Source organism: Streptomyces sp. NPDC047081 (assembly GCF_040643775.1).
In the GTDB taxonomy this organism is placed as follows: domain Bacteria; phylum Actinomycetota; class Actinomycetes; order Streptomycetales; family Streptomycetaceae; genus Streptomyces.
Genome location: NZ_JBEYUY010000026.1, coordinates 1 through 11,609 on the forward strand (window position 1 = coordinate 1; position 11,609 = coordinate 11,609).

Sequence of the window (11,609 nt, forward strand, 5' to 3'; positions counted from 1 at the left end):
GGCGTAGACGGCCACGCTCGCGATGCCGGCGTCCCGACAGGCGCGGGCCACGCGGACAGCGATTTCGCCACGGTTGGCGATGAGCACCTTGCGCACGATTGAGGCTCCCTCCTTGAAACAAGCCGAGTTTAGGGACTGCCGACGAGGCACTTCGACCCATCCCCAATGGTGAGCTTGCCCACACGGAGCGTGATTCGAGGCTTGCTCGACCCGTGAAATCCCTTGTCGCACCTAGGTATGCAGGACTCCTTGCGGCAACCCTAGCCCTCTCATGTGGTCAAGGTCTCTGTGAGAGCGTGCTGCGGGCCACTCCGTTTCTTTGTGGAGTCCCTACGAATGGCCCAATGATTCTTTGCGGTCGGCACAACCCTTGTCCCGGGGTTTACCCGTTAGTAGCGTTCGCGAGGTACCGAAACGTACTTGAGGTAACAACAGCTCGGCTCGAGAGTGGGTGGGGACCGGTGATACGCAGGCCGGTGGCGTGGGTGGTGGCGGTCATCCTGTTCCTGGAGGCGTTCGGCGTCGCCGCGCTGAACTGGTTCCTCGGGATCGTGGTCGACCGTCAGGACATGTCCCTGGCCGGGCTCGACCCGGACATGATGTCGATGTCCTCGAAGATCGGCGGACTCCTCTTCGGCGCCTACTTCGCGCTGTGCGGCGTGGCCGCGCTCTTCGTGGCCCTGCGCAACCGGCCGCCGGCCGGCCTCGGCCGCATCCTGCTGATCAGCGCGGCCGTCGTGCACGGCCTCCTCGGCGCCTTCGCGTGGGGCCTGGTGGGCTGGTCCGCGTTCCTCTTCATGGTGATCGTGCTCGGGCTCATCGTGCTCCTGCTGATGACGTACGACCGCCCGCCGGCGCCGGCCGCGGAGGACCCCGAGGACACCAAGGGCGACGACGGCTCGCCGGTCAGCCCTCCGCCGGCGCCCACAACTCCGTGATGCCGACGCCCAGTCGGGCGAGCAGCTTGCGGACCAGGGGCAGGCTGATGCCGATCACATTGCCGTGGTCGCCGTCGATGCCCTCGATGAACGGCGCGCTGCGGCCGTCCAGCGTGAACGCGCCCGCCACGTAGAGGGGTTCGCCGGAGGCCACGTACGCGGCGATCTCCTCGTCGGTGGGCTCGCCGAAGCGGACGACCGTGGAGGCCGTGGCGGAGGTGTAGCGGCCCGTGCTGGTGTCGTACACGCAGTGGCCGGTCTGGAGCGTGCCCGCGCGGCCGCGCATCGCCTTCCAGCGCGCGGTGGCCTCCTCGGCGTCCGCGGGCTTGCCGAGGGGTTCGCCGTCGAGGTCGAGGACGGAGTCGCAGCCGATGACGATCGCTCCGCGGGCGTCCGGGCGTGCCGCGACGACGGAGGCCTTCGCCTCGGCCAGGGCGAGGGCCAGGTCGGCGGGGGTGGGGGCCGTCACGGCGTCCTCGTCGACGCCGCTGACGATGACCTCCGGTGTTAGACCGGCCTGGCGCAGCAGGTTCAGCCGGGCGGGGGACTGGGAGGCGAGGATGAGGCGGCGGCGGGGGTGGTCGGTCATGTGGTTCAGCGTAGTCCGATGACAATCATCGCCAGGACCATCGCCAGTGCCATGAGAATGCCGAGTCTGCGCAGCATGTCCTGCATGTTGCGGAGTTCCTCGGGGGGTTCGTTCTCAGGGTCTGACCACAGCATGGCACTAGCGTGCGGCTTGGCCGGCGAGGGCGCCTGAGTAGCCGTACTCAAATCGGCGCCCTCGGTTGTACTACTGTGCGCGGTTCCCCGCGCCCCTGTGATGCCTCAGCTGGGCCAGTAGGTGCGGGTCCATGACGTGGGCCCTGGCTGGGGGAGGCGGTGGGTTGCGATCCTTGCCGGGTCGGACCAGGCGTCCTTGGCTCGCGCGGCTTCCGGCGTTGTCGCTGTTGCCGCTGCCGCGCGGGCCCTGACCACCGCCAGGGCGGCGGCCAGCTCCTCCGGGGTGGGGTTGCCCCGTACGACCTTGATGTTCACCGCGGCTCCTTAGAGGGGGATGTTGCCGTGCTTCTTGGGCGGCAGGGACTCGCGCTTGGTGCGGAGCTGGCGCAGGCCTCGTACGACGTGGCGGCGGGTTTCGGACGGCATGATCACCGAGTCGACGTAGCCGCGCTCGGCCGCGATGTAGGGGTTGAGGAGGGTGTCCTCGTACTCCTGGATCAGGCGGGCGCGGACGACTTCGAGGTCCTCGCCGTTCGCCTCGGCCTCGGCGATGGTGCGGCGGTGCAGGATGTTGACCGCGCCCTGGGCGCCCATGACGGCGATCTGGGCGGTGGGCCAGGCCAGGTTGATGTCGGCGCCGAGGTGCTTGGAGCCCATGACGTCGTAGGCGCCGCCGAAGGCCTTGCGGGTGATGACGGTGATGAGGGGGACGGTGGCCTCGGCGTAGGCGTAGATCAGTTTGGCGCCGCGGCGGATGATGCCGTCGTGCTCCTGGTCGACGCCGGGCAGGAAGCCGGGGACGTCGACGAAGGTGAGCACCGGGATGTTGAAGGCGTCGCAGGTGCGCACGAAGCGGGCGGCCTTCTCGCTGGCCTTGATGTCGAGGCAACCGGCGTACTGCATGGGCTGGTTGGCGACGACGCCGACGGGGTGGCCCTCGACGCGGCCGTAGCCGGTGAGGATGTTCGGCGCGTACAGCGGCTGGGTCTCGAAGAACTCGGCGTCGTCCAGGATGTGCTCGATCACCGTGTGCATGTCGTACGGCTGGTTCGCGCTGTCCGGTACGAGGGTGTCCAGCTCCAGGTCCTCGCCGGTGACGGTGAGGTCCGCCTCCTCCGGGTAGACCGGGGCCTCGGAGAGGTTGTTGGAGGGCAGGTAGCTCAGCAGCTGCTTGATGTACTCGATCGCGTCCTTCTCGTCGCCGGCCATGTGGTGGGCGACGCCGGAGGTCGAGTTGTGGGTACGGGCACCGCCGAGCTCCTCGAAGCCGACGTCCTCGCCGGTGACGGTCTTGATGACGTCCGGGCCGGTGATGAACATGTGGGACGTCTGGTCGACCATGACGGTGAAGTCGGTGATGGCCGGGGAGTACACGGCGCCGCCGGCGCAGGGGCCGACGACCAGGCTGATCTGCGGGATGACGCCGGAGGCGTGGGTGTTGCGGCGGAAGATCTCGCCGTAGGCACCGAGGGAGGCGACACCCTCCTGGATCCGCGCGCCACCCGAATCATTGATGCCGATGACCGGACAGCCGGTCTTCAGCGCGAAGTCCATCACCTTGACGATCTTCTGGCCGTAGACCTCGCCGAGGGCGCCGCCGAAGACGGTGAAGTCCTGCGAGAAGACGGCGACGGGCCGCCCGTCGACCGTGCCGTACCCGGTGACGACGCCGTCGCCGTACGGCCGGTTCTTCTCCAGCCCGAAGTTGGTGGACCGGTGCCGGGCGAACTCGTCCAGCTCGACGAAGGAACCCTCGTCCAGGAGGAGCTCGATCCGCTCACGGGCCGTCAACTTGCCCTTGGCGTGCTGCTTTTCGACGGCGCGTGCCGAGCCGGCGTGCGTCGCCTCGTCGATGCGACGCTGGAGATCCGCGAGCTTGCCCGCGGTGGTGTGAATGTCGATCGCTTCCGGCTCGGACATCGGTCTCGCGGCTCCCTGCCTGCTCAAAAGGGGGGACGGTTACTCATCCGTAGAGTAGTGGGGCGCCCACGGATCAGCAGGGTTCTGAGACCAACGCCACCGGAGGTCTGAGAGGAAGACCACCCCTGACGTCGGGGTCCGCGCCGGTGTGCCACCTCGAAGGCTACGTGGGTGTCCGTCGGGACAGAAAGCGGGTGGCGATCTTTCGGAGGCGGGTGCGGTGGACGGACGGTTGTCGCGGAGCGGTCTGGTGGAGGCTCTCGCGGAGAACCTCGCGTCGTTGAGACCGGATCATGTGATCCGGATCGGGCTCGACGGCTTTCACCGGTGGTGACCGCCGGTATCGCACCGCCGTATTCGACTACCGGACCGATGCGGCCGTTCAGGAGCCGGCTCGGGTCGCGCCAGACGGAGCGGTGCTGCTGTTCGACGGGGTGTTCCTGCTCCGGCCGGAGCTACGGGCATGTTGGGACGTGAGTATCTTCGTCGACGTCGGCGAGGAGGAGACGCTGCGGCGGGCGCTGGTGCGTGACGTGGATGTGCTCGGTGGGGCCGACGTCGTCCGTGAACGCTATGAGCGGCGCTACCTGCCCGGGCAACGGCTCTATCGCACGACGGCCGAACCTGAAATGGCCGCCGACGTGGTGATCGACAACAACGACCCTGCCCGGCCTCGGGTAAGGAATTGGCTGCTCTGATCTGCGGCAGGGCCGGGGAATGCGAACAACCGTCCTGGTGATCGCCGGAATTGATGATCACGTGGGAAGTGTCGGTCGCGCGTACGGCTGTCGTACTACGGTCCGGCGGCATGAAGGTCGTGGTCCAGGTGAAGCTGCTGCCGACGCTTGAGCAGGCGTCGGCGCTGGAGGCGACGCTGCGTGTCTGCAACCGGGCCGCCGCCTATGCCTCGCAGGTGGCCTTCGACAAGGGGCTGAAGGATCGCAACGGTCTGCAGAAGGAGGTGTACGGGGACCTGAAGGCGACGTTCGGGCTGTCGGCGCAGCCAGCGGTGCGGGTGGTGAAGAAGGCCGTCGATGCCTACACGGCGCTGAAGGCCGGCCTGCGGGCCGGGAAGCTGGGTGTGCCGACGTCCAGGCGATATCGCAAGGCGGTCGGCTCGGCGATCGTGTTCAGGCCGGAGGCGGCGCAGCCGTTCGACGACCGCTGCCTGTCCTGGCAGTACGACGCGCGCACGGTGTCGATCTGGACAGTGGACGGGCGGATGAAGGGCGTCCGATTCGCCTGCTCGCCCGAGCAGTTCAAGACGCTGGTGGAGTGCCGCAAGGGCGAGAGCGACCTCGTCCGACGCGGTGGCAAGTGGTACCTCGTTGCCACCTGCGATGTCTCGGAGCCCGATGTGTACGAACCCGTCGACTGGATCGGGGTCGACCGCGGCATCGTCAACCTGGCCACGACCAGCGACGGCAGCAACTATCAGGGACGGCGCCTCGGGCGATACCGACGCTGGCAAGCCCGTAAGCGTGCCGAACTCCAGGCCAAGCAGACTCGATCGGCCACCCGCCGCCTGGCCCGTCGCGCGAAGAAGGAGAAGCGTCATGCCGCGCAGGTGAACCACAAGATCAGCAGAGAGATCGTGTCCGTTGCGCAACGCACCGGTCGGGGAATCGCTGTCGAGGATCTCGGTGGCATCCGCGAGCGGGTACGGCTTCGCCGCGACCAGCGGGGCACGTTCTCCTCCTGGCCCTTCCATCAACTGGGCGAGCACCTCGCCTACAAGGCCAAGCGCGCCGGGGTGCCGTTCTTGGAGGTGGACGCGCGCCATACCTCGCAGCGTTGTCCGCGCTGCGGGCACACCGAGCGGGCCAACCGGTCCGACCGGGACCATTTCCGTTGTCGTCGGTGTGGGCTCGCCGGCCCGGCTGACGTCGTCGCCGGGGTCAACGTGCGCGACCGTGCACGCTCGGCGTGGGCATTCGTCACCATGCCCGTCCCGCCACCCGTATAGCCGGGGCCGGGAGATGCGACCCGTGACCGTCCTGCCGTAGGGGACAGTCGGGAGCGCGACGAGGTGTGACCGGCCGAGTGCGGGAGCGCGGTCGGTCACGGCCGAGAAGGTGACACACCTAGGGTGGCTTGCATGACGTCGCGAGATGGTTCTGATGACAGCCGTTGGTCCGATCTGGACCGGCCTCCGCTCAATGTTGTCGCGCTGCGGCGTGGGCTGGTGCGGGAGGGTGGGTTGTGGCGGGACGTGGAGGTGGTGCAGAGCACCGGGTCCACGAACTCCGATCTGGTCGCGCTGGCCGGGGCCGGGAAGGCCCAGGAGGGGGCCGTCCTGGTCGCCGAGGAGCAGACGGCCGGGCGGGGGCGGCTGGATCGGCAGTGGACCGCGCCTGCTCGGTCGGGGCTTTTCTTTTCCGTGTTGCTGAAGCCTGTCGAGGTTCCCGTGGCTCGGTGGGGGTGGCTGCCGTTGCTCACGGGGGTGGCCGTGGCTACCGGGCTGTCGCGGGCCGCGGGTGTGGACACGGCACTCAAGTGGCCCAACGACGTGCTCGTCTCCATCGGTGGGGAAGAGCGCAAGGTCGGCGGGATTCTCGCCGAGCGGGCCGGGGACGACGGGGTGGTGATCGGCGCGGGGATCAACGTCACCCTCAGGGAGGACGAGCTGCCGGTGCCCACCGCGGGGTCGCTGGGGCTCGCGGGCGCGGTGAGCACGGACCGGGATCCGCTGCTGCGGGCCGTGCTGCGGTCGCTGGAGGAGTGGTACGGGCGGTGGCGGGAGGCCGGGGGGGATCCGGGCGTGAGCGGGCTGCAGGAGACGTATGCGGCGGGGTGCGCGACGTTGGGGAGGGAAGTGCGGGCCGAGTTGCCGGGGGATCGGGTGGTTGTGGGGGAGGCGGTCGCGGTTGATGGGGATGGGCGGCTTGTGATTGCTACGGGGGAAGGGGTGCAGGAGCCGGTGGGGGCGGGGGATGTCGTGCACTTGCGGCCGGCGTGAGTCGCGGGGGGACGGGAGGGGGGAGCGGGGAGGGAGGAGGAAGGACGGGGCTGGGGCGGCAGCCCCGGGGCCTCGGCGGCAGTATCCGGTGAGTTACCGTCGGCTCCACGGGAGTGAGCTAGCGCACACCTGCCGTAGAGTTAAGGCCGGTCGATACCTGACCGCGGCAGATCGGAAGGGCAGCAGGCGTGACCGTCGACGACACGGGCTCCGGCGCGGACGCGGACGGCGAGGACCCGCTCGCCCTGCGCCTGGAGCATCTGATCCTCGGCGCCGAGCGGCGCTACACGCCCTTTCAGGCGGCTCGTAGCGCTGGCGTGTCCGTGGAGCTGGCGACGCGTTTCTGGCGGGCGATGGGGTTCGCCGACATCGGGCAGGCCAAGGCGCTGACGGAGGCGGACGTGCTGGCCCTGCGGCGGCTGTCCGGTCTTGTCGAGGCGGGGCTGCTGAGTGAGGCCATGGCCGTGCAGGTCGCCCGGTCGACCGGGCAGACCACTGCGCGGCTTGCCGAGTGGCAGATCGACTCCTTTCTGGAGGGGCTGACCGAGCCGCCCGAGCCGGGCATGACGCGTACCGAGGTGACGTATCCGATCGTCGAGCTGCTCCTGCCCGAGCTGGAGGAGTTCCTTGTCTATGTCTGGCGGCGGCAGCTTGCGGCGTCCGCGGGGCGGGTTGTGCAGGCCGCCGACGACGAGGAGATGGTGGACCGGCGGCTTGCTGTCGGGTTCGCGGATCTTGTGGGGTTCACTCGGCTGACCCGGCGGATGGAGGAGGAGGAGCTCGGGGAGCTCGTCGAGGCCTTCGAGACGACGGCGGCGGATCTTGTGGCGGCGCATGGTGGGCGGCTGATCAAGACGCTCGGGGACGAGGTGTTGTACGCGGCGGATGACGCGGGGGTGGCTGCGGAGATCGCGTTGCGGCTCATCGAGACGATGGCGAATGACGAGACGATGCCGGAGCTGCGGGTGGGGATCGCGTTCGGGACGGTGACGACTCGGATGGGGGACGTGTTCGGTACGACGGTGAATCTCGCGTCTCGGCTTACGTCGATAGCGCCTCGGGATGCTGTCTTGGTCGATACGGCGTTTGCGGAGGAGCTGATTCGTAGCGGGGAGGCGCCGGCGTCGGAGGCGGAGGCGGCTGAGGCGGCGGCTGCGGCGGAGAAGGAGGGGGAGGAGCCGCCGGTGTATCGGTTTGCGTTGCAGCCGATGTGGCAGCGGCCGGTGCGGGGGTTGGGTGTGGTGGAGCCGTGGTTGCTCACTCGGCGGGCGCAGGAGCAGTAGGGCGGCGAGCAGTGCAGTAGGGCGGCGTCTGCCGGGGCGCGCCGGGGGCGGGTGCGTGGGTCGGGGTCGGGGCGGTACGGCGAACCCGCCGCCTACGGTCTTGCCGTTTCTTTGAGAGGCGGGGCCGTCCGAATGCCATGTACGCGGCGGGTTGCGCCGCACCGCCCCGACCCGCTCCCGTGCGTGGGCGGCTGCGGGACGGTGGGGTCGGCCGCGACTCGTTTCGGTGTGTGGGCGGCTGCGGGCCGGTGGGCCCAGCCGTGACTTGTTTCGGTGCGTGGGCGGCTGCTGGGCGGTGGGCCCTGGCCCACCCCGCTGGCTCCGGTGCGTGGGTGGCTGAGGGGTGGTGGGTTCGGCCGCCACTTGTTTCGGTGCGAGGGCGCATGTGGGCTGAGGGGTCGGCTCCGACTTGCTTCGGTGTGTGGGCCGGTCCCGATTCGCTTCGGTGGGTGGGCGGCCGTGGGTGGGGGCCGGTGGTGGTCCGCTCCCGTTTGTGGGCGGCTCGGGGGGCGGGATTGCTCAGCGGGCCAGTGGGCCCACGCACAGGCCGACCAAGGGGACGCACAGGCCGGGGTTGGACGTCTGCGTCGGCTGGGGGGTGGGTGGGGGTGTGGTGCGGTCCACCGGGGGAGGGGAATGCGGGGCGGGGTTGGTCGTCGTGGGTGGGTGTGGGGTGGTTGTGGGGGCTGGAGTGTTCGGGGCCTCCGGGATCGTTGTCGCGTCGGGCTGGTTCAGGGGCGTCGGGGGCGTGGATGTGGTTGGTAGGGGTACGAGGGTCGACCCCGCCGTCGGTGTGCCGCTGATGCCGCCCATCGGTGACGTTGCCGACGGGCTCACGTGGGGGACCGTGCGCACGGTCGCCGCGGTGTTCGTCGAGCGCTCGGCTCCGGTTACGGGGTCCTGCCGGGGCTCCGCCTCCGCGGTGCCGTAACCGCCGTTGCCGGACTCGGGCGCCATCCGTACGAGGCTCAGCACACCCGCGGCCAGCGCGACCCCGCCGGCCGCCAGCATCAGCTTGCGCGGGCGAGGCCTGCGGTGACGGCCCCGGACGCGCGGGCCGAAGAGGCGGAGGCCGGGGGTGGGGGCGGGGTCGGGGGCGGGGGCGGTGGCTTCGGGAGCGCCGGGAGTCCCGGGAGTCCCGGGAGTCCCTCCAGTGCCCCGAGTCTCCCCAGCCCTCGGAGTCCTCCTAGCTCCTGTAATTCCCGGTGTCCCCGTAGTCCCCGTAGTCCCCGTAGTCCCCGGTGTCCCCGATGCGCCGGGAGCCTTCGGTGCGCTCGCAGCCCCGGGAGCCTTCGGTGTCCTCGTAGCTCCCGATACCCCCGCAGCCGCCGCAATCCCCGCAGCCTCCGGTGTCCTCAGAGCCCCCGGTGTTCCCGCACTCCCCGAAGCGGCCGTACTCCCCGAAGCGGCCGCACCCCCCGAAGCCCCCGCAACCCCCGCCGTCCGTGGCTTCGTCGCTGTGTTCGTTGTCATCTCGTCGTCCCTCCCCGATGCGCTCGCGCCCCCGATGCGCCGTGGCGGACGCACGTTATGCGCTCCTGTGGGCGGTCGGTTGGGAGTTGGGTGGGATGTCACTCGAACGGGGTGTCGGGCCGAGGAGTGGGAACCGGGCGGCGTCGGGCTTTTCCTGGCGCGGTGCTGCTGGGATGATCGGGGCGTCGGATGTTAACCCGCGTTAACCGGAGGGTGTCATGAGCGAGGAGCGGTTCGGGGAGTTCGTGCTGGTGCGGAGGCATGCGGACGGGCATGTCGCGGAGCTCGCCCTCGACCGGCCCAAGGCCATGAACGCCGTGTCGACGGACATGGCGCGGTCCATCGCGGGAGCGTGCGCCGCGCTGGGCGCCGACCGGGACGTGCGGGTCGTCGTGCTGACCTCCACGCATGAGCGGGCGTTCTGTGTGGGGGCGGATCTGAAGGAGCGGAACTCCTTCAGCGACGCGGATCTCGTGCGGCAGCGGCCCGTCGCGCGCGGCGCTTACACCGGGGTGCTGGAGCTGCCCGTGCCGACCATCGCCGCGGTGCACGGGTTCGCGCTGGGCGGGGGGTTTGAGCTCGCGTTGTCGTGCGATCTGATCGTGGCCGACGGTACGGCCGTGGTGGGGCTGCCTGAGGTGTCGGTCGGGGTCATTCCGGGGGGTGGGGGTACGCAGCTGCTGCCGCGGCGGGTGGGGGCCGCTCGGGCGGCCGAGCTGATCTTCACCGCCCGGAGGCTGGAGGCCGCCGAGGCTCGGGAACTGGGGCTTGTTGATGAGCTGGTGGGGGAGGGGCTCGATCGGGAGGCTGCATTGGCGCTGGCGGCGCGTATCGCGGCGAATTCGCCGGTGGGGTTGCGGGCCGCCAAGCGTGCGTTGCGGCTGGGGCAGGGGCTCGATCTGCGGGCTGGGCTGGAGGTCGAGGACGCGGCTTGGCGGGCGGTGGCGTTCTCGGGGGATCGGGCGGAGGGGGTGGCGGCTTTCAATGAGAAGCGCGCGCCCCAGTGGCCCGGTGAGTGAGCAGCGACCTGTCCGGCATTCGGGGCCGGTCACCCCAGCGCCGTATCAACATCCACGAATCCCCGCAAACCTCCCTAACCTGGAGTAATGGGTGAGGACAAGCGGCTCGCGGCTGTCGTTGCGTTGGCGCAGGGCATGGCGGCCGCTCACGGCTCCCGCGGGGCCTGGCGGGCGGCTGCTGTCGGGGCGTGCCGCGCGCTCGGGGGGAGTTTTGCCGCGCTGTCCGTGTGGGAGCGGGAGCTCGGGCGGCTCCGGGTGCTGGTCAATGTGGGGGAGCGGGCCGAGGGGGAGGACGAGTTTCCGGATGACGAGTCCTACCCGGTGCATCAGTTTCCGGAGATCACCGAGTTCCTGCATGAGCGGTGGGCCGGCGGGGGTGAGCCCAACGCCTGGGTGGAGACCGCTGAAGGGCCTGCGGCCGGGCGTCGGCCGGGGTATGTCCATCAACGTGTCGCCGCGTTGCGACGGCGGGGGCGCGGCTGCTGTGTCGTCGCGCCCATCGTGCTGAACGGGCGCGCCTGGGGTGAGCTGTACGTCGCCCGGCCCGCCGGGACGCCCGTCTTCGACCGGGCCGACGCCGACTTCGCCACCGTACTGGCCGCCGTCGTCGCCGCCGGGATCGCCCAGGCCGAGCGGCTGGAGGAGGCCCGGCGGCTCGCCTATACCGACGCTCTGACGGGGCTTGCCAATCGCCGGGCCGTGGACGTCAAGCTCGACGAGGCTATTGAGCGGCATCGGGCCGATGGGACGGTGGTCAGTCTTGTTGTCTGTGATCTGAATGGGCTGAAGAGGGTCAATGACACTCGGGGGCATGCCGTGGGGGATCGGCTGCTTGAGCGGTTCGGGTCGGTGTTGTCCTTGTGCGGCGCGATGTTGCCGGGGGCCCTTGCGGCGCGGCTCGGGGGTGATGAGTTCTGCCTGCTGGCGGTGGGACCGAGTGCTGATGAGGTTGTGAAGGCCGCCGATGAGCTGTGTCGGAGGGCTGCCGAGTTGGAGTTGGGGGAGGGGGTGGCCTGCGGGGTTGCCTCGACCGAGGATCCGATTGGGGTCGTACGGTCGGCTCGGCGGTTGTTTCGGCTTGCTGATGCCGCTCAGTACCGGGCCAAGGCCGAGCGTGCGGCCAAGCCCGTCGTGGCCGGGCGGGACGGGCCCGATGATCCCGTGGTGCGGCTGGCCGACGCGCCCTCCGGGGAGGCGGCCGTCGAACGGCGGCGTTTCCGGGGGCGGCGGGTGTAAGGGTCGTATCGGCCACCCGGTAGTGACATCTTCGTCTTCACTGCGTACGCTCCTGAAT

At 70.0% G+C, this 11,609-nt stretch carries 13 protein-coding genes; 7 read left to right on the forward strand and 6 right to left on the reverse strand.

Annotated elements, in window-relative coordinates; translation table 11 throughout:
• A partial coding sequence (locus ABZ848_RS36555; RefSeq protein ID WP_279617129.1) for a biotin carboxylase N-terminal domain-containing protein occupies positions 1-96 on the reverse strand: 96 nt, incomplete at its 3' end.
• Positions 97-461: 365 nt separating this feature from the next.
• Between ABZ848_RS36555 and ABZ848_RS36560 the strand changes: the two genes are divergently transcribed.
• The gene (locus ABZ848_RS36560; protein ID WP_360838946.1) at positions 462-938 is read left to right on the forward strand and encodes a hypothetical protein; all 477 of its coding nucleotides are present in this window, start codon (positions 462-464) and stop codon (positions 936-938) included.
• On the opposite strand, the gene ABZ848_RS36565 is transcribed toward ABZ848_RS36560, so the two are convergent.
• The 4 genes from ABZ848_RS36565 to ABZ848_RS36580 form a co-directional block, all read right to left on the reverse strand.
• Complete coding sequence (locus tag ABZ848_RS36565) at positions 907-1,527, reverse strand: nucleoside triphosphate pyrophosphatase (RefSeq protein ID WP_360838948.1); 621 nt, start codon at positions 1,525-1,527, stop codon at positions 907-909. The genes ABZ848_RS36560 and ABZ848_RS36565 overlap by 32 nt on opposite strands.
• Before the next feature lie 5 nt (positions 1,528-1,532).
• Entirely contained in the window at positions 1,533-1,661 is a 129-nt protein-coding gene (locus ABZ848_RS36570) for a hypothetical protein (protein ID WP_360838949.1), read from the reverse strand.
• A gap of 105 nt (positions 1,662-1,766) precedes the next feature.
• On the reverse strand, positions 1,767-1,976 hold the full coding sequence (locus tag ABZ848_RS36575) for an acyl-CoA carboxylase epsilon subunit (RefSeq protein ID WP_360838950.1): 210 nt from the start codon (positions 1,974-1,976) through the stop codon (positions 1,767-1,769).
• A gap of 9 nt (positions 1,977-1,985) precedes the next feature.
• Positions 1,986-3,581, reverse strand: a complete 1,596-nt coding sequence (locus ABZ848_RS36580) for an acyl-CoA carboxylase subunit beta (RefSeq protein WP_360838952.1) — start codon at positions 3,579-3,581, stop codon at positions 1,986-1,988.
• 416 nt (positions 3,582-3,997) lie between these two features.
• On the opposite strand from ABZ848_RS36580, the gene ABZ848_RS36585 reads away from it, so the two are divergent.
• From ABZ848_RS36585 to ABZ848_RS36600, 4 genes are all read left to right on the forward strand, one after another.
• Entirely contained in the window at positions 3,998-4,279 is a 282-nt protein-coding gene (locus tag ABZ848_RS36585) for a hypothetical protein (protein ID WP_360838953.1), read from the forward strand.
• Between the two features lie 110 nt (positions 4,280-4,389).
• Entirely contained in the window at positions 4,390-5,547 is a 1,158-nt protein-coding gene (locus ABZ848_RS36590) for a transposase (protein WP_360838955.1), read from the forward strand.
• A gap of 132 nt (positions 5,548-5,679) precedes the next feature.
• The gene (locus ABZ848_RS36595; protein ID WP_360838956.1) at positions 5,680-6,540 is read left to right on the forward strand and encodes a biotin--[acetyl-CoA-carboxylase] ligase; all 861 of its coding nucleotides are present in this window, start codon (positions 5,680-5,682) and stop codon (positions 6,538-6,540) included.
• 188 nt (positions 6,541-6,728) lie between these two features.
• The gene (locus ABZ848_RS36600; protein ID WP_360838958.1) at positions 6,729-7,823 is read left to right on the forward strand and encodes an adenylate/guanylate cyclase domain-containing protein; all 1,095 of its coding nucleotides are present in this window, start codon (positions 6,729-6,731) and stop codon (positions 7,821-7,823) included.
• Positions 7,824-8,342: 519 nt separating this feature from the next.
• On the opposite strand, the gene ABZ848_RS36605 is transcribed toward ABZ848_RS36600, so the two are convergent.
• Entirely contained in the window at positions 8,343-8,834 is a 492-nt protein-coding gene (locus ABZ848_RS36605) for a hypothetical protein (RefSeq protein WP_360838960.1), read from the reverse strand.
• Positions 8,835-9,514: 680 nt separating this feature from the next.
• On the opposite strand from ABZ848_RS36605, the gene ABZ848_RS36610 reads away from it, so the two are divergent.
• Positions 9,515-10,315 (forward strand): enoyl-CoA hydratase-related protein, encoded by an 801-nt coding sequence (locus tag ABZ848_RS36610; protein ID WP_360838962.1) that lies wholly within the window; start codon positions 9,515-9,517, stop codon positions 10,313-10,315.
• 87 nt (positions 10,316-10,402) lie between these two features.
• Positions 10,403-11,551: a GGDEF domain-containing protein gene (locus tag ABZ848_RS36615; RefSeq protein ID WP_360838964.1), complete on the forward strand. Its 1,149-nt coding sequence runs from the start codon at positions 10,403-10,405 to the stop codon at positions 11,549-11,551.
• Positions 11,552-11,609 lie beyond the last annotated feature (58 nt).